17 protein-coding genes are annotated in these 19,189 nt (G+C 45.0%); 7 read left to right on the top strand and 10 right to left on the bottom strand.

The features are described from left to right. The first annotated feature begins 22 nt into the window (after window positions 1–22). A complete protein-coding gene (locus D515_RS00410; RefSeq protein ID WP_002535091.1) occupies window positions 23–1,900 on the top strand; it encodes a propionyl-CoA synthetase in 1,878 nt (625 codons plus the stop codon). Between the two features lie 63 nt (window positions 1,901–1,963). On the opposite strand, the gene D515_RS00415 is transcribed toward D515_RS00410, so the two are convergent. Beyond that, window positions 1,964–2,350 carry a hypothetical protein gene (locus tag D515_RS00415; protein ID WP_039849372.1) on the bottom strand — a complete coding sequence of 129 codons (387 nt, stop codon included), beginning with the start codon at window positions 2,348–2,350 and terminating at the stop codon, window positions 1,964–1,966. 137 nt (window positions 2,351–2,487) lie between these two features. Between D515_RS00415 and D515_RS00420 the strand changes: the two genes are divergently transcribed. Further along, the gene (locus D515_RS00420) at window positions 2,488–2,862 is read left to right on the top strand and encodes a hypothetical protein (RefSeq protein ID WP_039849394.1); all 375 of its coding nucleotides are present in this window, start codon (window positions 2,488–2,490) and stop codon (window positions 2,860–2,862) included. A gap of 127 nt (window positions 2,863–2,989) precedes the next feature. Here the strand turns inward: D515_RS00420 and D515_RS00425 are convergent, their stop codons facing one another. Next, a complete protein-coding gene (locus tag D515_RS00425) occupies window positions 2,990–3,565 on the bottom strand; it encodes a hypothetical protein (protein ID WP_039849374.1) in 576 nt (191 codons plus the stop codon). Between the two features lie 388 nt (window positions 3,566–3,953). Between D515_RS00425 and D515_RS00430 the strand changes: the two genes are divergently transcribed. Beyond that, on the top strand, window positions 3,954–4,211 hold the full coding sequence (locus D515_RS00430) for a hypothetical protein (protein WP_002535099.1): 258 nt from the start codon (window positions 3,954–3,956) through the stop codon (window positions 4,209–4,211). A 453-nt stretch (window positions 4,212–4,664) separates the two neighbouring features. Here the strand turns inward: D515_RS00430 and D515_RS00435 are convergent, their stop codons facing one another. The 7 genes from D515_RS00435 to D515_RS00465 all read right to left on the bottom strand — a co-directional run bounded on the left by D515_RS00435 (window position 4,665) and on the right by D515_RS00465 (window position 15,548). Then, window positions 4,665–5,141, bottom strand: a complete 477-nt coding sequence (locus D515_RS00435) for a hypothetical protein (protein ID WP_038126998.1) — start codon at window positions 5,139–5,141, stop codon at window positions 4,665–4,667. Between the two features lie 32 nt (window positions 5,142–5,173). Continuing rightward, on the bottom strand, window positions 5,174–8,125 hold the full coding sequence (locus D515_RS00440) for an RNA-dependent RNA polymerase family protein (RefSeq protein WP_039849395.1): 2,952 nt from the start codon (window positions 8,123–8,125) through the stop codon (window positions 5,174–5,176). A gap of 524 nt (window positions 8,126–8,649) precedes the next feature. Continuing rightward, window positions 8,650–9,759 (bottom strand): hypothetical protein, encoded by a 1,110-nt coding sequence (locus tag D515_RS00445; RefSeq protein ID WP_002535102.1) that lies wholly within the window; start codon window positions 9,757–9,759, stop codon window positions 8,650–8,652. Further along, entirely contained in the window at window positions 9,756–10,709 is a 954-nt protein-coding gene (locus D515_RS00450) for a hypothetical protein (protein ID WP_002535104.1), read from the bottom strand. Before D515_RS00450 ends, D515_RS00445 begins: the two co-directional genes overlap by 4 nt. A gap of 218 nt (window positions 10,710–10,927) precedes the next feature. Continuing rightward, window positions 10,928–11,278: a DUF7079 family protein gene (locus D515_RS00455; RefSeq protein ID WP_002535105.1), complete on the bottom strand. Its 351-nt coding sequence runs from the start codon at window positions 11,276–11,278 to the stop codon at window positions 10,928–10,930. Between the two features lie 122 nt (window positions 11,279–11,400). Further along, on the bottom strand, window positions 11,401–14,451 hold the full coding sequence (locus D515_RS00460; protein WP_002535106.1) for an efflux RND transporter permease subunit: 3,051 nt from the start codon (window positions 14,449–14,451) through the stop codon (window positions 11,401–11,403). A 2-nt stretch (window positions 14,452–14,453) separates the two neighbouring features. Then, window positions 14,454–15,548 carry an efflux RND transporter periplasmic adaptor subunit gene (locus D515_RS00465; RefSeq protein ID WP_002535107.1) on the bottom strand — a complete coding sequence of 365 codons (1,095 nt, stop codon included), beginning with the start codon at window positions 15,546–15,548 and terminating at the stop codon, window positions 14,454–14,456. 187 nt (window positions 15,549–15,735) lie between these two features. Here D515_RS00465 and D515_RS00470 point away from each other — a divergent pair, with 187 nt between their 5' ends. Then, window positions 15,736–16,329 carry a TetR/AcrR family transcriptional regulator gene (locus D515_RS00470; protein ID WP_002535109.1) on the top strand — a complete coding sequence of 198 codons (594 nt, stop codon included), beginning with the start codon at window positions 15,736–15,738 and terminating at the stop codon, window positions 16,327–16,329. Between the two features lie 17 nt (window positions 16,330–16,346). Here D515_RS00470 and D515_RS00475 read toward each other — a convergent pair whose 3' ends face one another. After that, a complete protein-coding gene (locus D515_RS00475; protein WP_002535110.1) occupies window positions 16,347–17,033 on the bottom strand; it encodes a class I SAM-dependent DNA methyltransferase in 687 nt (228 codons plus the stop codon). A 317-nt stretch (window positions 17,034–17,350) separates the two neighbouring features. Here D515_RS00475 and bfr (D515_RS00480) point away from each other — a divergent pair, with 317 nt between their 5' ends. The 3 genes from bfr (D515_RS00480) to D515_RS00490 all read left to right on the top strand — a co-directional run bounded on the left by bfr (D515_RS00480) (window position 17,351) and on the right by D515_RS00490 (window position 19,054). Continuing rightward, entirely contained in the window at window positions 17,351–17,821 is a 471-nt protein-coding gene (gene bfr / locus D515_RS00480; RefSeq protein WP_002535112.1) for a bacterioferritin, read from the top strand. 2 nt (window positions 17,822–17,823) lie between these two features. Further along, complete coding sequence (bfr, locus tag D515_RS00485) at window positions 17,824–18,297, top strand: bacterioferritin (protein ID WP_002535113.1); 474 nt, start codon at window positions 17,824–17,826, stop codon at window positions 18,295–18,297. Window positions 18,298–18,454: 157 nt separating this feature from the next. Then, complete coding sequence (locus D515_RS00490; RefSeq protein WP_002535114.1) at window positions 18,455–19,054, top strand: DJ-1/PfpI family protein; 600 nt, start codon at window positions 18,455–18,457, stop codon at window positions 19,052–19,054. Window positions 19,055–19,189: the final 135 nt, after the last annotated feature.

Here is a 19,189-nt window from a genome sequence, read left to right on the forward strand (position 1 = left end):
AAGACATTTTGGAGGAATCAATATGTCTGGCTATCAACAGGAATACTTGAAAGCGCAAACCGAGCCAGAAGCCTTCTGGCGTGAGCAAGCAGAACAATTGGACTGGTTCGAAAAGCCGAAAACCATTCTGGCCAACGATGAAAATGGCATTGAGCGTTGGTTCCCGGATGGCGTGATAAACACCGCCTGGCTGGCATTGGATTACCATTGCGAAAACGGGCGCGGCGACAAAACCGCGCTGATCTACGACTCCCCAGTCACTGCTAAAAGACAAGCCTATAGCTACTTGGAACTGCGCGACCAAGTGGCAAAAATCGCGGGTATGCTCGCTGGAATGGGCGTTGAGAAAGGCGACCGCGTGGTGATTTACATGCCGATGGTGCCGGAAGCCGCCATGGCGATGCTGGCCTGCGCAAGATTGGGCGCGATTCACTCTGTGGTCTTTGGTGGATTTGCACCTAACGAACTGGCAGTTCGAATTGAAGATGCAGAGCCAAAAGTGCTGATGACGGCCTCTTGCGGCATTGAAGTCAGCAAAGTGATTCCCTATAAACCGTTGGTCGACAAAGCCATCATGGACAGCCGCTGGAAGCCTGAAAAAGTGGTGGTGCTGCAACGTCCAGAAAGTGCTGCAACGTTAGACCAAGAACGCGATGTGGATTGGCAAGCAGCCTATGAAGCGGCGCAGCGCCATGACTGTGTTCCTGTGCTGGCCACCGATCCGCTTTATATCCTTTATACCTCTGGCACCACAGGCAAGCCCAAAGGGGTAGTGCGCGATAACGGCGGGCATGCTGTCGCGATGAAATATTCTATGAAAGCCGTATACGATATGCCGCAAGATGGTGTGTTCTGGGCAGCTTCTGATGTGGGTTGGGTAGTTGGGCATTCCTATATTGTATATGCGCCGCTTATCCATGGCTGCACCACTATTTTGTTCGAAGGCAAGCCGGTTCGAACACCAGATCCAGGTGCCTTTTGGCGGGTATGCCAAGACTATGCGGTAAATGTGCTTTTCTCGGCACCGACGGCTTTTCGAGCCATCAAGAAAGAAGATCCAGAAGGTAACTACGTCAATGAGTACGATTTAAGTTCGCTGAAATCCATCTTTATGGCAGGTGAAAGGCTCGACCCTCCGACTTACGATTGGGTTGTCGAAAAAACCGGAAAACCTGTGATTGACCATTGGTGGCAAACCGAGACGGGCTGGGCAATTGCTTGTGACCCAATGGGTATTGAAGTGATGCCAGTGAAAGCGGGTTCATCGACCAAGCCGACACCGGGCTATCAAGTCGAAATACTCGATGCACTTGGTAACAGCCTTAAAGCCAACCAGCAAGGTTATGTGGCACTAAAACGGCCGTTGCCGCCGAGCTGTTTGCCGACGGTATGGCGCAATCACGATCGCTTCGAGACGGGCTACCTTAGCCAATTCCCTGGCTACTATGTATCTGGTGATGGCGGTTACTTAGATGAAGAGGGCTATCTCTTTATCATGGGGCGTATCGATGACGTGATAAACGTGGCCGGGCATCGTCTCTCAACCGGAGAAATGGAAGAGATTGTCGGTGCACATCCCGCCGTGGCTGAATGTGCGGTCATCGGTATTCACGACGAGCTAAAAGGGCAGCTTCCCGTCGGCTTTGTGGTGCTGAAAGACGGCGTCGACATAGCTTCAGACCAATTGGCTGGAGAGCTTGTCGCCAAAGTACGGGAAGAAATCGGCGCAGTGGCTTGTTTCAAGCTGGCCTTGGTTGTCGACAGATTGCCAAAAACACGTTCCGGTAAAATCCTGCGAAGAACCATGCGCCAAATTGCCGATGGCGAACAATATGTGGTGCCTTCAACGATTGATGATCCATCCAGCCTGAATGAGATTGAAAGGGTGTTGCAGCGCTAGAGTCGGTTGGTCATTTGGAATAGGAAGGGAGCCAGTTGGCTCCCTTTTGGCTCATGGTCATCATCACTCAAGTGTTTCAAAGTGGAACTTGTATTCACTGACACCGTCTATACGCACGCCTTTTTCCCTTAACTCAAGGTACTGCTTCATTTTAATAGTTCTGAAGTCCATTGCCTTCAGCGCAAGGATGATCCGCAGTTCATCCATTGAATGTGATTTTGCTTCAGAGCTGCATGTACCACAGACAACATGGGTCTTCGGCTTAAAACCAACCTGGTTAAGCCAGTGCAAGTCTTTGGGTTCTTTACGCGTGCCGCAGAAGTAGCATTGATTCTCTTGTTTCAATGCCGCTTGTTCCCTCAATTCTTTCGGACTAGGTGAATTGGCTGATTGGGAATTTTTAGCCTTCTTATTACCACCGAACTGAGGAAACTGAACGACATTAGACATTGGTTTTGGCCTTATTAATTGAGTTGTACCCAAACAACCTGAATATGAGCATCTTCAGGTCGTTTGGGTATATACAGCTAGTATTTTGCCAGAAAATGATCATAATCTCGCGACAAAACACGGGAAGAAAAATGACCATGACTGATTTTCAATATTACTTTCACCAACTGCCTTGTTTTAACTGCAAAAACACCACAGTAAGTACTGATCTTGGTTGGTTAACTTTGGCGATGAAAGACGATGTTGTCGCTCAAATCGCAGCGATTATTGCGCAAGGCAAGGTAGAACCTGATCTTTCAGTGAACGTGACTTGCACGAAACAGGAAGCGCGTGATTACTTGCTGTTGAACTTCTTTGGCTACTCGGAAGAAGAACTCGCGAATCAAGTTAAAGCGGAAGATGAGCAAGAAGTTCAGGATGAAATCGCAGAGCTTCTTGCTGACGGAAGTGATAAAGCTGTTTTCGAGCATGAAGTCGCGCTGCAAAGCTGTACTGACTGCGACATTGACTAAGCGCGAAACCTGACGTTAAGCCAAGTGTGACTGCGGGGCTTATGATGCTCCAAAGAAAAAGGCGCTATCAAACGAGATTTTGATAGCGCCTTTTTGTTTTTGCGGTGATTGAATTGTTGGCCGAGGCTCAATCACATTCGTCTAGGGACACTGGGCCTTGCAGCTCTTTCAGGATCATCTTTTGAATATCGATGCCCAAGCTCATCACGATCAGGCTCCAGTTCAGGAACGGCAATGAGCCGTTATCAATGCCGCGCGCAAAGTTATTGGCATTCCAATTAAACACCTCTGACAGCTTTTCGGTGGTCAGCGCTTCGTAATTGTCGTTATCAATCAAATTGCTGAACTGCTCACTGGTGGGGCACACAAACTTGTCATTAGGCCTGAAAGCCGTCGGTTTAAAATAAGAAAGCACTCTTCTTACGTTAACCTCAATCACTTCACCGTCACTTTGGATATTCGGCTTGCCAGCGAGCGCGCACAAGAAACACCAGCATGGGTAAGGGATGGTTGAAACGTTGTCAGGTTCGTTCTTATAACGCGCCGTCCACGCATTGATATTCTTTTGCTGTATGCCTGTTACGCTAACCAATTGATTGGAATCGTAGCCGTTGTCTTTTAATAGGTTGATCACTTCGGCCACTTCTGACACCAAAGGCTTGGCCCATCTACTGTATGGAGTAAGTGTTGCTTCTCTGACCATAATTAAATCTTTTATAAACAAACATTTAGTTTGTTTCTATTAAACATTACCCGAGATCATACGTGTTCAGACTGATAAGTCTACTTTTATCGGGAATGGTGACAGAGATGACTTTCTTTCCAGCTTGTTCAATGACCTTCCAGAAGAAACGAAGTTATCGACAAAAGTGAGAAGAAGCCGACTACCTAAAATCATGATGGCTTCGAGCGCAGAGCGCTTTAACCCTCTATCTATCTTCGCTTTTTCCACAAAACTGAAACGCATCTTGCTTTACATCCGCGCTATAGTCTGATGAGTCTTTTTTGACAATCAAAATTGAGCTGTGCCTGGCGCAGCAGGGCAGGATGCCCAATAGATAATCGACCAAACAAACAGGGAAGAAAGTGATATGGCGGTAGAGCAGGGTGTAGTTGAAAGCCTAAATGCGATGTGGGCGACGCCTTATGGTGTGGCAGCGAAATATATCTTTATCTCAGGCATTGTGTTGCAGATTGTTTTATTAATCACGCGATACAAAATGCCTGTGGTAGATGCACTACTGGCGGTGGTTGGGTTCAAGCGCGTTCAGAACCGTGATAAGTGGTTCAACATTTTGCACTTCTCTGTGATTGTCATTCCCCTCGCGTTACTTTCACTGGCAATGTGATTGCTGACTGACTGACTGACTGACTGACTGACTGAGTGATGAACCCCTAAGGTGCAGGCTTTGCTGGTAGCTTTTGGACAGTGAAAGGAAAGGGAGCCGTTTGGCTCCCTTTGAGTTTGGATAGCTCATTAATGCCCCAAAATTGTTTAGAGCACATGAACTACAAAATCTAGGGCATTCGTTTGCCCCTACTAGAAGTTATCCGAACTCAGCATATCTCCGCGTGGTATTATGTAATGCTTTAAACCATTCTACAGGTAATTCAAAAGTGGCTAATTGAGTAAAGCCTTCGACGAACTTTTGTCAAAAAGTGCACTGTGTAGATATTGAGTTAAAAAATGAAGGTAATCGACACTATATAATCCAAACTGCCAAATCATGCATGAGTCTTTATAACTGGCTCATTTAATTTCCTGTCCGTGATGCTTCGAATAAACTCACAACCGTTAGTTACTAGTCTGAGATGAGTTCCGCCGTGGCTTGCTCTCTTGGTTCTGGTAAGTGCTTTCTTAACCGAGAACTCCATTCTTTTCTAGCAACTGATTTTGATACTTCAAGATGCCATACATGTCTTTTAAGCTGCGATTTGATAGCTTCGTTCCATGTATCGCTATTAGGTTCAGCATCTAACACTTGTTCAAAACAAAAGAGCATCTGAGCGATAAACCAACGGTACTTTGAATAAGTGGCTGGGTCGCTTGTTATATCCATCTTAATACCTCTGGCTAGCTCTGGGTGCTCAAAACATAGATTTAAGTAACTTTGATATGAAGCGTATGCTGTAGCTCTTCTCGCTTCATTGCGTGAAGACAATATCTGGATGATGGCAAATACAAGTGCGAAGAAAGCGATTATCATGACGAATATATCGGCTCGTGCATCCCAGAATTCAAAACTTAAAAATTGTGCTGCACCAAAATCAAAACACACATTTACCTCCTAAAATTGTTTGATTCTATATATCAACGGCTTATTACTTTTTCGCAATCGTAACCTGGGGGTAAGTGCTTGAATGAGTCCCCTGCACCTGGCCTAGATTTATACTGAAACTCTCTTAGTTTTTGTATATCTATATCGGTCGTTAAAACACAAGCATTGCACCCTCCCTTTACATAAAGCATTGTTTTATTGGCTGTTTTACTTGGTCTAAGTACGCATGAACCGCCATATTGGGATGTATTGGATTGAACTACATAACAATGAAGGTCTCTGACAGCAGACTCCAAGATATGTTGGTAGTAGTTAGTATCCTTGTTCCATACACACGCGAAAATCATATCAACTTCTGATTTGAATAGAGTCCGATGTTCAATGTCAGATAGCTCAAAGCAATTGTATGTAGTAAAGCTAACGCCATTCCAATTAACCTTATGGTAATAATTCTTTGGTTTATACAAGAGGTTTGCTGGCTTTAGTCTTAGTGAATCTATGATTTCTAATTCACCAGGAGCATAGTGATTTTTTAGTCTTACAGATAAAGCACATGATTTATATTTATTTGAAGCCTTGAAAGGGAGAACTTCTATTATCAAATTATATACTTGTTCCCCAACAACCCAATGTTCTAGTCCAAATATCAATCCTATTTGATGTCTACGCGAGTGTGCCACCATAAAAGGGAGCCAACTTACGGGTATCGAAACTTCGGGCATGACCAGTAAATCGGCTTGCTCTTTGGTCGCTGTATTTAGTATTTGGTATAAGTTTTTTTGGCGTTCGTAACTCAGGTTAGGTTTTTTATCCTTACGCAATGAAGAGTTTATATCTTGCTCAAGTACAACCATGTTTGCTAAAGCTAATCTTAAGCTTCTATTTGGTTTTTGGTGTCCAACTCGAAAAGTTGATTTTATATTGTGTGACCTTGTCTCATTTGAAGTGAAAAACTCTACGGGTAAGTTTTTTTGAAAAATATCTTTAGTGTAAGACTCTAGAGAATTACTTTGCCAATCTAGCAACTCATTAGAATGAAGTGAATTTGGTAGTTCGAAAAGTTGCCACTCATCCAAGTGAATAAATCTTGGTGACATTTGTATCTTTCTATTACATAGCTCCAAATTTCCTATCTTCAAGAAAGAGTCTTCGTTTGTCAGATCACCATTGAAATCTGAGAAATTAGCTAGCGGCCATGCGACTAGATGATGACGTAGTAAGTTTGACTTCCTAAATGCCCACGAATATTTACACAACCCTTTCTCGATAAGGAAAGTAGCTAGCTTATATTTATCACCATCTATAAATACTTTGGAAGATTCTTGGTTACTTTCTTGGTGAGGGTCTGCGATGTCAAGCAAAGCAATGGTTAGCGATAAAGACAAATAATTATATAACGTCAGATCCTCTCGCATTCTGTTTGTTATTTGAACCGAGGAGGCTCTTCTACCTTTTTCAGATTTGTAAATTATTTTTGTTTTTTCTATCTCGTTTTCGAGTGAACGCACAAACCATAAGATAAAATCATAGCGCTTGATTACAAGAGCATACTGGTACACTTTTTCCCACAAACGGTTAAATTGAAGTGCACTTGCGCCTTTAAAGAATAGCTGGATATCTGGCAAGACTGTGTTGTTTCTATCCAGCTTACAGAGTCTATGAGCAGTAATATGGCTTGATAGATATTTAGCTAACTCAGTTTCATTTTCCGCTAAGCCCACAATACTTCTTAGTTTGTTCGCAGAACCATCATACAAAACATCATATGCAAACTTGTCTAACTCTTTATCGATATGTTCAGTAGGCAAAAACTTAAAAGCACTACTTCTTTCTTCCAGTTCTTGCTTGAAGATCTCTAATCCTGCTTTACTATGGTTTTTATCAAAATGCTGAAATATTAGTTTTTCTCGTTGAATGGGTAGGTTGTTCCCATTAACGTTTATTAAATAGTCTGCTTGTTCACCATCCTCACGTAGTAATAAACCGTCAAAATATGATTCAACAAAGCTTTCTATAGGGTTATCTTGTTCAAATTTGGGACGTTTAAATACGAGTAAAATATCATCAACGTAGCGACCATAGTAAGATGGTCTTACATGATCAGATATGCTTGTATCAAAGTCCGATAGGTACCAGTTTGCGATGATAGATGAAGAGGCAATACCTATCGGCAGCCACATTTTATTATAGCAATCTGGATGTGTTTTTAGGGCTGATTTAGTCGTGACATGATTGTATTGTATGTAAATTTTTTCTAATGCTTGTGTTAGCAGTTCCGCTAGAGCTGTTTCCGAAAATTCATCTTCGTTTTCATCAATAAACTCATATATTAAACCGAAGTCAAAGTCTATATTATAGAAATATGACTTTAGGTCTAATGATAGTAGAGCGACATCTTCTTTTTTGTCTGCAAGTTTTGATGCAACTTCAATAGCTTGATCGCGCCACTGATTGTATTGCTCTACATAACGCTTAAAGATATCTTTAGTGTAATTTGAAGGCTTATCCTCAGTGTCATTGGTGGTCAGGAAGCTTTTGAGTCTATTCCCATAACAATCATCAGACAGTTTACTATCCATTACAGAGCCAACTACTGTACACCACAACATCTCTATAACATGAAGCTCAACTGGGGCATTGATAAAGTAGTTTACTTTTTCAACTTGATACTGAGGTGAAGATGTAATGTTTGAAATGAAAAGACCATTTCTTTCATTATGCTGGTTTTGTTTGGTATCTTCAGTTCTTGATACTTTCTTCGGTAACAAATGATAGGAAATTTCGTCTAACCAGTCTTTAAAATCATTAGTAGCCACGGGATTTTTGCTTTTTAGAACTGAAAGTATCTTTTGAAGAGATGTGTCAAGGTCTGTACTTTCGAAAGCAGCGACTCTTTGTTTCAAAAATAGGTTGAGATTATCTTGATAAGCGTAGCTCTTGAGTGAAAGATATGCGCTTCTGATAGTTTCTATATCCAACTTCATGCTCTTCATGTCTCAGTATTGATTTATGTTAATTCATTGTGGTTATGCAATGGTTTTATGCGCTTATATTATCATATGTTTCGCAATTTTAATCATAAGCTTAGATACTTCTAGTGACTAAACTTTGCCCTATACTGGGGCGTTTGGAGTAGCTAAATCAGTTCTTCCCCCCCTTTCCGTTCGACAAACTCATCACGCAAGCAGCGTGACGCGACTTCCGTGATTAACGTCTTCCGGAATTGACCGTGTATATTTGTTCGGGAATTGAGAATATTCCATACTTAAAGTAATCCATGATTATCTAAATTAGGAAAAGTGCTAGCAAACTTCTTTCCCTACGCGTGTCAGGCCGATCTTTTCTGGCAAGTTCATGCCCCTTTCCGTGCCAGCGTCGTTCGACCTCATGAATCACATTGAGACGGTTTGACTTACATTTTCTTATCTGTGTAATGTCTAACAAGTCGGTGTGACTGTGAAATGAAAACTTTTACAGAAACGTAGCAGCCATCCTCAAGGCGGCTTGCTTATGATCTGCGCCACTGCCTGACGTGAAGCCCTCTAAAATCATCTACTTTTCGTGGTTTTCTTGGCGGTATTTTGAAAGTATTTCCGGCACGAACAACCTCGAACTTTCCCTCGGGTTGAGGGGCGATTACAGGTAAATATTGATCTTTGGTATCCATCAAGTGGTGCCGAGAATCTATAAATGACTTAAGGCAGCAAGTGATTAATGACATATGTGAGTTTGCGGTGCTCACATATTCAGCGGTAATCTTTTTGAAAGCTGGCACTTGGATATTTAACGGCCTTGTTAATCTACTAACAATTGCAACTTCCGGAATGGTGGCGGCAATATACCAATCGTCAAGCTCTTCTGGAAACATATCAGTCTCTCTTGCTTTGTAAACTATCTCTATCTGCTTAATTAGTCGGTCTGTACACCTGTCGTGGCGTGAAATAGCAATCTGAAGAGGTTGGTCAAAATAGTGGAGCGCGCTCTCTATGCGTTTGATGTTTTCACTGACTTCTTTCAGCTCTCGTAAGCTTCTTTTAAGGCTTTTTATGTCTCTAAGTAAGGCGAGTTCCTCTTCTACCCTATCCGGACAGTAGTTAGGGTAAGGATACGCGCTCCAGTCATCATCGAATGGCAGAACATGCTCCATACAATCAGCAAAGCAAAGCTCTAAATAAGGTGACTTAGAGATATCCTTTAGATCGTAATAATGCGCGTTAATCGCGGCAATTTTCGCTTTGTGGTTGGGGAAGTGGCTAGTAAACCAGTAAAGAAGGGCACCAGTAAAAATGCCGATGCAGATATTTTCGGCAAGCACCAAGTATTGTTCGTAGGGTGTAAGCCAAGTACCCTCCATGTGCTTTTGCAATAAGTAGGCGATGAGAACGCAGGTTAATACCGGAACATAAAGGCATAGGTGCATTTTCAAAGACATAGACCACCAAGGACTACCTATGCGATAGGCTAACAGTTTGGCTTTCCATTCTTGAGGGATGTCTTTAAACCGACAATAGAAAGGGTAAACAACCGTTTCGTAAATGACGGCTAACGTTGTAATAACCATCATTACCGGAAAGAAGAAAAATGCCGCGAGCTGCGGCAGTATTTGGATGTATTTCATGCGGACTTCATTTTTTCTGGTATCAGCGGCTCAACGTGTTTCTCCATCGCCTTTCTCAGCTCGATACGTGCAAGGGTGAGACTGGCTGCAATTGCAACCGTGTGTGAAAACCCAGAAAGTCGGTATTCCGCAAGTTGGACATATCCTGTTGGGTCACTCTTTATTTTTTCGGCTTTTGTTTTTAAAAGCCAATGAGTAAATACGCGGTGTTCGTTAAATACCATAAGGTTATGTCTGTGGGTTTCGTCTTTTATCTGCTTAGCCTCTATCTCAAAGTCTCCGCAATTGACCAGCAATTCATCGACACGCCGTTCAACAAGTGCAAAGGCATTCCTTACGTCTTGGTCGAAAAATACCACTGAACGGTCAATGCGACTCATGGTTGTTCGAAATTCATTTAAGAGGGTCGGAGTGCTGGTTCTTCCAGTCCCTTCTAGGAAGCGTATGTATTGTTCAGAAAGACCATCGAGAGACCTGCTGGGGTTGCAATATTCTTTTGCCTTTTCTGCAGTGTTTTCATCGTGCTTCCAGCCAAAAAATTGCGCCTCTATTCCACAAGGGCTCGATATTCTTAGCAGCTCATAATAGTGGGCCTCATATGCGCTTTTTCGGTTGTTTATATCGGTAATATGATTGGTGAAGTAGTAGAAGATAACCGCCGCAAACACACTGGTCGCAGAGCCTGCTAGAAAGGTCATGGTTGCTGACTTAACTAATTCTTCACCGTAGATACCAAATATTGCCCAAGCAACAAATGCTGAGATTGCAGCGATGACATACATCGGCGTTGGTAAGGTGCGCAGAGTGTGCAGATAGAAAGAGCGTATCCATCTTTGATAAGCAAGGGTCGCCGCAGGTGAGAGAAGTTTAAATAGCAATTTGCCTATGTGCCACAGCAGAAACCCATACGAAGGTATAGCCGGGATGATTTGAATTGCGGTGAGTTTCATGCCTTACAAAGTAGTCCTGGGTGTAAAAAAGGGCAGATACTCTAATGGTTTTTTGGCCTGATGTGTAGCCATTTAGCGGGTGAGTAGCCAACCACTTGATAGACGTTTCGGGTGTCATCATTTGCCCAAACAATACTTATCCGAAACCAACAGTTTAGTGCGCCAGCTCTAACGAACTTTTGTCCAAAACTCAGTTAGCATCGTTCTCCCAAATGAATCTATAGCAGGCTTTTTAACTGACTCCACTCAGGGGAGAACTGTCTCCTGAGGTACTTATCTAAAACCGTATGTTTGATTTTCGATAAGAACCCTGTTCGCTCTCTTTGAGCTTTGAGGGCTTTAACACTTTCAAGTAATTTATCTCGGTCAAACGCCAACCAAACTTCTGGTGCGGGTGTGGAAAGATTCGTGTGGCAAATAGGTGCAACCAAAGAGAAAAGAGTGTGTTCTACTTTTTCCAATGGGAATGCTCGAGCAACTGACGCGATGGATTCATAGTCAATTTCGTTGTCGATGAAAAGGCCGGAAAGGGCTTCTATCAAATCATCTTCTGTTAGCTGGTTTGCCATTTAACGTCTGCCGAAGTTTCTGATTGATAGATGTTTAAACAACGAAGTTGTGATTGGCAAGGGCATCAGCCACTAAAATAAGGGAGCCACTCGGCTCCCTTTGCATTTCCTTTCAGCCTGCTTTAAGCAGCTTCCACCTTCACCCTAAAGAAAATCGCATAGAACAGCGGTATCACTACCAATGTCAGGATGGTTGCGAACAGTAGACCAAACATAATGGTCACTGCCATGCTCTTGAAGAAAGGGTCAATCAAGAGCGGGGCAACACCCAAAATGGTGGTGAATGCGCCAAGCAATACCGGACGGGCGCGGCTCAGAGCTGCATCGATAATCGCATAGTAGGGCGCTTTACCATCACGGATTTCTACGTCCGCCTGATCAACCAGCACAATAGCGTTTTTCACCATCATACCAATCAAGCTAAGGAAGCCGAGGATCGCCATAAACTCAAATGGTGTCTGGAACACAATCAATCCGACCGTCACACCTACCACTGCCAGTGGAGCAGTCAGCCAAATCACCAGTGGTTGTCGCAGGGCGTTGAACATAAAGACCACGGCCAGAATCATGGCTGCAAATCCATAAGGCGCAGAAATCACCAGACCTTCGTTGGCATCTTTCGAGGCTTTGTATTCTCCGTACCACTTGAGCTCGTAGCCCGCTGGCAGTTCAATGGCTTCAATCTTGCTGCGAACATCGTTGAACGCATCGGCAGTCAGCACGCCCGGTGCAGGGTCAGCCTGTACCAGAATGGTTGGTACGCGATCAATTCGGCGAAGAATCGCATCCTGATACACCACGTCGACTGAATCGACTAACTGGCTTACCGGAATAAAGGAGCCTGTTGCTGGGCTGAATACCTCAGTGTTTTCAATCGCACGCTGGTGGTTGCGTTCGCTTTCAGGCGCGCGCACTACAATCGGGATCAAATCATCACCTTCGCGGTAAACACCCACGTTACGCCCGGTCAGGGTCTGGGCAATCGCTTGGTTAATCTCCTGCATAGTCAGGCCGAAACGCTGCGCTTCTTCAGAAGAATAAACAGGGCGAAGCACTGGCACTTGCTGACGCCAATCGTCTTGCACTGCAATCAGGTTATCGTCGGCCAACATGATGGCTTTCGCTTGTTCTGCCAGTTGACGCAGCACCGCGCTGTCAGGGCCTTTGAAGCCAGCTTCGATTTTCTTACCGCCACCGCGGCCAAGCATGAACTTCCATACCTTGATAGAAGCGTCAGGGTATTTCGCATCCAACTCGCTTTGCAGTTCGCCGAGAAGCGGGGCGATTTTGGTGTAGTCGTCGATATCAATCAGCAATTGGCCATAGCTTGGGTTACGGGCTTCTGGCGCGTAGGTCAGCATAAAGCGAAGGCCACCACCGCCAATGAAGCTGGTGATATTGGTGATGCCTTCTTTTGCTTTCACGTCTTTCTCGATGTCTGCGACCACGGCTTCAGTGCGCTTAATGTCTGAGCCTTGCGGCAAGTAAACATCAACCACGAACTGAGGACGTTGAGATTCCGGCATAAAGCCCGGTGGAACGAATTGCACGCCCCAAATCGCAGCAGCCATTGTACCGAACAGCAGGGCACAACTGATGATGCGGCGTTTCAGCACCCAGGTCAGTAAAGCTTTGTAACCTGTTACCATACGACCCGGTTTCTTATCGGCTTTTAACGGCTTCACTTTGAGAAAGTCATGGCACAGCATTGGTGTGACGGTAACTGCAAACACCCAGCTCAGGAACATGGAATACAGGATCACCCAGAACAGCGAGCCCGCGTATTCGCCCATGTCTGATGGCGACAAACCAATCGCACTGAATGCACAGATACCGACGACAGTACCGCCAAGCAGAGGCCATTTGGTGGCGTTCACCACGTCTGAAACCACGACCTTGCGGTCTGCATCGGGTTCTTGCTGCAATCGCACCAGAATGCCATCGGTGACCACAATGGCATTATCGACCAACATGCCAAGCGCGATGATCAGCGCACCCAGCGAAATACGCTGCATGGCGATATCTTCAATCAGCATGATGCAGAGCGTGCCTGCGACCGTCAGCAGCAAGACAAAGCCGATAATCACACCGGAACGGACGCCCATAAATAGCAGCAGCACCACAAATACGATGGCAACCGCAGCAATCAGGTTGTCGATAAAGTTGGCGACAGAATCACGCACCGAATCAGACTGCATGGAGATAACATTCAGTTCCATGCCGAGCGGACGCTGGCTTTCCAGCTCTGCCAGACGCGCTTTGACTGCATCACCCATATCCACGACGTTACCGCCGGTGACATTCGAGATACCAAAGCCGATCGCGCGCTCGCCGTTGTATCGCATCAGCATGGTGGAAGGTTCTTTGTAACCTCGCACGATGTTGGCGATATCACCCAGATGCAGCACGGTGTTGTTATCACCAACCGCAACTTGCAGGTTTTTCAGGTCGGCAACGGAATCAATGTTGGAGCTTGGGATCACCGGAATACGCATCGCTTGGGTTTCAATGCTGCCCGCAACCGTCACCAGATTTTGCTTTTGCAGCACTTGGAAGACTTTCTCTGCAGACACGCCAAATTCCGCAAGACGTTCGCTGGAGATCTCGACAAAGATGGTTTCCTGTTGCTCCGCCAAGGTTGCGGTTTTTGCCACGCCCGGTACCAGCACGATTTCACGGCGAAGGGTATCGACATAATCCTGTAGCTGCTTATCGCTAAATCCTTCTCCGGTCACGGCAAAGAACAGGGCGTACACATCTGCAAAATCGTCATTAACAATCGACGGGCCTGCTCCTGGAGGCAGCTGTCTTTGGGCGTCTGAAACTTTGCGGCGCAGCTTGTCCCATACCTGTTGGAGGTCAGCGCTGCTATTGGCGAACTCAAGTTTGATTTCAACCGTCACCTCAGACATGCCTTGCATGGAGACGGATTTCACCTCTTTGAGTTCCTGAAGCGATTGCACCGCGCCTTCGATAACATCGGTCACTTCGTCTGAGACTTCCTGTGCTGTTGCGCCGGAATACGGAGTGACAATCACCGCCTGACGGATAACAAATTCCGGATCTTCAAAACGACCGAGTTTGAGGTAGCTGATGTAGCCGCCAATCAGGGTGAGGGCGATCAGCACCCAAACACTGGTGCGTTTGGCAATGGTATAACGTGCGATGTCCATTGTTATGCTCCAGTGCGTTCGTCAGTGTAAGGGCGCACTTCCATGCCTTCTCTCACGCTGGAAACGCCCGCGATGATGACACGTTCACCAAGGGCCAAGTTCTGTGTCACGACAATGCGGTCTTTGACCAGCGCGCCCACGTCCACATAACGTTTTTCAGCTTTGTTTTCGTCACCGACTACCCAGACGAACTGCTTGCCTTGGTTATCAGGAACCACGGCGGTCAGCGGCAGGGTGATAAGGCTGTTTTCGTCTGTAATAGCATTTGTGTCTGGTATGACTTTCACAGCCATGCCCGGCAAAACGCGGAAGCCATTCACCTGCTCAAGCCCGAGTACGACGGCATAGGTCTGGGAGACTGAATCTGCCTGCGTAGCAAAAGTGCGCAGTGTCAGCGGGAACGCTTGCCCCGGAATCGAAGAAATTTCTGCGATGGCTTTAGTACGGTTACCGCCAGACAACATGACTTGATGAGGAATGTTAATCACCACTTCCAAATCGTTGAGGTCATGCACGGTCAGCACAGGTTCATTGGCTTGAACCTGAATGTGGTTATCCATCATTTTGCGGCCAACAATGCCATCAAACGGTGCGTGAAGTTCGGTGTATTCCAGCTGGCGTTTGGCTTCAGAAACACGGTTCTTTGTGAGATCAAAACGCGTGGTAATCGCATCTAAATCGGCTTTGGAGATCGCCTGGCTTTTCTTATAAATCGCCTGTGCACGCTCGTATTCCAGTGTGGTGTTTCTCAATTCAAGCTCTGCCGATTCCAAGGCTGTTTTGGCATCGCGAGAATCCAGCATTGCCAGCAATTGGCCTTTTTTCACTTCATCACCTTCATTGACGAAGATGTTGGTCAGTCGGCCGCCAATGCGAAAGGCCATGTCTGCGCGCTCAGCCGCGCGCACAACACCGTTAAAGCTGAGATCAGCGGCTTGTTGTGTATCGACGATCTCAGTTAAGGCTGGTTGGATGACAGGTGCGGTGACTTGTTCAACTGCTTTCTCGCCACATCCTGCCAGAAGAAAAGAAGAGATGATCAAAGTAGCAATCGCGCCGCGCTTGAATGACGGTTTGCCGAACGTGTTGACGACCATGTAGTTCTACTCCACAAAGAGACCGGCCTGCAAAGCCGGTCTGATCAGACAATTTTGGGGTTGGTATTAAAACCAAAAGTAAACTCTGGAGTTTATCTTAAGCGTGTTTTGTATTGAGGTAAACTCAAAAGTGTACTTTTTAATTCCAACTTGGTAGATTTGTCGCGTTGAGAAAAGGAGAGAGCCCATGACACGCTCAGAGCAAAAGCGCCTGGCGATCATTACTGCAGCCAAAGAAGAGTTTATCCAGTATGGATTCGCGGCTGCGAATATGGACCGCGTCTGCACAACAGCAGAAGTATCAAAGCGCACGCTTTACCGTCATTTTGAAAGCAAGGAAGTGCTGTTTGAATCTGTACTGACCATCATTCAGTCTTCGATTGATGAAAGCCTAAGATACGAATTTGACGTCGACAAAAGCCTGAGTGAGCAACTCACTACGATTACGCGAAATGAGGTTGAAAACCTTTATGGTAAGTATGGAATTCCTTTCACCCGAACCATCTTGATGGAGTTCTTGCGTCAGCCAGATATGGCTAGCCAAATCATTTCAAAAATCTACAACAATAAATCGCTGAACCATTGGTTTGATGAAGCGCAGAAGGCCGGGAAAATCAAAGCCATCAAACTGGAACTGCTGACCCAAACTTATTCAAGTCTGTTCAACGGCATGTTCGTGTGGCCTCAGGTATTCGACATGCAGCCAATTCCAGAAGGGAAAGATTTGGATGAGAAGGTCGAGCATGTGGTGAGCGTGGTGGTGGGGAGTTGTGGAGCCTAACGCTCAACTCAGTTCTTCTACTTCTCACACTTAATGAAAATAAAATTAGGGTTTTTGCTTAAGCGCTCGTAGGTTTGCTGACAGGCTTGTTTGATGGCTTCTGAAACCTGTCCTTCGGAAATCTGGGTGATAGATAGCCCTGCATTGGTGACTGCATTCGTGATTTCAACCAGTGGTCGTCGGTAAAACGTCACTTGAACTGGTGTACCGACTGTGTTCCATTCTTCTTGCACTAGCTCGGTATCAAAGTAGTTGCCCGTTGTTGAACACTCGAAGTCAGCAAACGGGTGATGGGTCGAAAGCACCATGTACCCACCAGGTTTCAGCACTCGGTGAACGTCGCTAAATAGGGTGGTGAGGTCTTTCAGGTAATGAATGACCAACGGACACACGATGACATCATATTGCCCATCAGCTTCTTTGGGTAAGCCTTCTGATAGGTCCTGAACATACGCCGAGACATGCTGACCAAACTTATTCTTTACGATGTCGACCATTTCAGCAGAGAAGTCGAGGCAGGTGACAGACGCAGCACCTTCACTCAAGAAGTAATCCGCATAAACGCCAGATCCACAGCCTAAATCCAACACTGTTTTTCCTTCAATGCGCTCAAGCATGGCTTGCAGGTTAGGGCGTTCAAACAGCGCGTTGTAGATATTGCCTTGAACTGCTTCGTCATATTGCTGGGCAAATTTTGAATACATGTCGGATTTCATGATTTTTCTCAGAGATAGTTAGGGAAGGAAACCAGCTGCATTTTGCGACTCAGTGATCTGAAATACAATCCTTCACCAACTGGAAAGCCTCAATAAGGTCAGTCTTTCCATACACTTGCTGGTAAAGCCATGGAATGTATAAGGATTATTGTGAATCGGTAACCTAAAGGTGAATAAAAATGGGAATGGTTATCATTGACTAATGTTATGAAAATTAAGACTTTTTCTGGTTGTTGTTGAATTCAATTTCACTTAGGATGTGGCACATCTTTTGGGATTACCAGCGTTATAAAAGGATCATCACGATGAAAGGTCATCAAGACGTTGTCGTTGAGCTGAATAAGATTCTCACCTCCGAGCTCACCGCAATTAACCAGTACTTCCTCCATGCAAGAATGCTGGGCAATTGGGGTTTTGAAGCGCTCAATAAAGCCGAATACAAGAAATCTATTCAGGACATGAAGCACGCCGATAAATTGATCGAGCGTATTCTGTTTTTGGAAGGCTTACCAAACCTACAGCACCTGGAGCGTCTTCGCATTGGCGAAGAAGTTCAGGAAATGATCGAATGCGACAAAGTGATGTTGGAAGAGCAGTTGATTCAGTTGAAAGAAGCAATTGCCATCTGTGAAGAGAAGCAGGACTACGTCACCCGCGAGTTGCTGAACGACATCCTTGAAGATGAAGAAGAGCATCTGGACTGGATTGAATCTCAACTTGAACTGATTGGCCTGACCGGTCTGCAAAACTACCTGCAAGCGAAAATGGAGAAATAAGCATGAAAGGTAATCAAGAAATCATTGATGGTCTGAACCGCTTGCTGACAAATGAACTGTCTGCGATGGATCAATACTTCGTTCACGCACGCATGTACGAAGATTGGGGTATGGATGAGCTGTATGAGCGCATCAATCATGAATCTGAAGATGAGCGTGAGCATGCATCCATTCTGATCAACCGTATCCTTTTCCTGGAAGGAACACCTGACGTTCAAACGCGCGAAAAATTGCTGATCGGTGCTGACGTTGAAGAGATGATGCAAAACGATCTGAAATACGAGTACATGGTGGCTGCAGAGCTGCGTACCGTGATTGCGCTGTGTGAAGAAAAGCAGGATTACCAGACACGCGAAATCCTGCTGAAGCTTCTTGATGATACTGAGTCAGACCATATGTACTGGCTGGAGAAGCAACTTCGCCTGATCAAAATGATCGGTCTTCAAAACTACATTCAGTCGAAAATGGGCAAATAAGCCGACTCCGACTGAAATCAAAGGCCGCTATCAAAAGCGGCCTTTTTGTTGTCCAAGGTTAAATAGTATTCGTAAACAATGGGCTTAGTTGGCTTTCCATCTTAGGCTTTTGGGGTACTAAATCTATTGTGGACTTTTTAATGAAGAGGAAGCCATTTTGAAAAAAGTTGCTATCGTCACTTTGGATGGCTTTAACGAAATGGATTCGATGATCGCTTTTACAATGCTGAATCGACTTAACAATCTTGGTTTGGTTGCGGAAATTGTTTCAACGCATTCAAATGTCGTTTCAATGAATGGTTTGCGTATTCAGGCTAATCCAACGTTAGAAAGGCTAGAGGAATATGACGGTGTGATATTTGGGAGCAGCAAGCTTTCTAATCAATACGCTGAAAATTCGACCTTCATTTCATCATTTCAACTTGACCCCGATCGCCAATATATAGGCGCACAATGCTCAGGTGCTTTACTGCTTATTGCTAAGGGAATAATTGGAAGCGATGTTTCCATTTCGACAGATTTAAAGACAGAATCTCTGGCAAGTGCTACCGGGCTTTCTTTCTCCTCTTCATCATTTTCCTCTAAAGGCAACATCGCCACCGCCGGAGGGTGTCTGGCCGCAGAGTATCTTGCGTCTTGGATGGCTCTGAATTTACTAGATATTAATGCCACTCGGAAGATGTTGGCCTCATCTATTCCCAAGGATGAAATGGAGATAAGAATTGACCACACGCTAAACAAAATTCGCGATATTTAGTTGTTCACTCTTACCTCATGCTTTTTAACCAAATATGTATAGTGTTTGCGAAAATTTGTATAGAAAGCAAGCGTCGTCTTCATTCCCAAAATAAAAAGGTTTTTAGCGCATAACGTATTGTTAAATAAGGCTGCT

Source organism: Grimontia indica (assembly GCF_000333895.2).
Taxonomy (GTDB): domain Bacteria; phylum Pseudomonadota; class Gammaproteobacteria; order Enterobacterales; family Vibrionaceae; genus Enterovibrio; species Enterovibrio indicus.

Bases quoted from the DNA above. Each gene is read 5' to 3' on its own strand.
- D515_RS00440 (WP_039849395.1), bottom strand. From the start codon at position 8,125: ATGAAGTTGGATATAGAAACTATCAGAAGCGCATATCTTTCACTCAAG.
- D515_RS00455 (WP_002535105.1), bottom strand. From the start codon at position 11,278: ATGGCAAACCAGCTAACAGAAGATGATTTGATAGAAGCCCTTTCCGGC.
- D515_RS00465 (WP_002535107.1), bottom strand. From the start codon at position 15,548: ATGGTCGTCAACACGTTCGGCAAACCGTCATTCAAGCGCGGCGCGATT.
- D515_RS00410 (WP_002535091.1), top strand. From the start codon at position 23: ATGTCTGGCTATCAACAGGAATACTTGAAAGCGCAAACCGAGCCAGAA.
- D515_RS00415 (WP_039849372.1), bottom strand. From the start codon at position 2,350: ATGTCTAATGTCGTTCAGTTTCCTCAGTTCGGTGGTAATAAGAAGGCT.
- D515_RS00420 (WP_039849394.1), top strand. From the start codon at position 2,488: ATGACTGATTTTCAATATTACTTTCACCAACTGCCTTGTTTTAACTGC.
- D515_RS00430 (WP_002535099.1), top strand. From the start codon at position 3,954: ATGGCGGTAGAGCAGGGTGTAGTTGAAAGCCTAAATGCGATGTGGGCG.
- D515_RS00425 (WP_039849374.1), bottom strand. From the start codon at position 3,565: ATGGTCAGAGAAGCAACACTTACTCCATACAGTAGATGGGCCAAGCCT.
- D515_RS00460 (WP_002535106.1), bottom strand. From the start codon at position 14,451: ATGGACATCGCACGTTATACCATTGCCAAACGCACCAGTGTTTGGGTG.
- D515_RS00475 (WP_002535110.1), bottom strand. From the start codon at position 17,033: ATGTATTCAAAATTTGCCCAGCAATATGACGAAGCAGTTCAAGGCAAT.
- bfr (WP_002535113.1), top strand. From the start codon at position 17,824: ATGAAAGGTAATCAAGAAATCATTGATGGTCTGAACCGCTTGCTGACA.
- D515_RS00470 (WP_002535109.1), top strand. From the start codon at position 15,736: ATGACACGCTCAGAGCAAAAGCGCCTGGCGATCATTACTGCAGCCAAA.
- D515_RS00450 (WP_002535104.1), bottom strand. From the start codon at position 10,709: ATGAAACTCACCGCAATTCAAATCATCCCGGCTATACCTTCGTATGGG.
- D515_RS00445 (WP_002535102.1), bottom strand. From the start codon at position 9,759: ATGAAATACATCCAAATACTGCCGCAGCTCGCGGCATTTTTCTTCTTT.
- bfr (WP_002535112.1), top strand. From the start codon at position 17,351: ATGAAAGGTCATCAAGACGTTGTCGTTGAGCTGAATAAGATTCTCACC.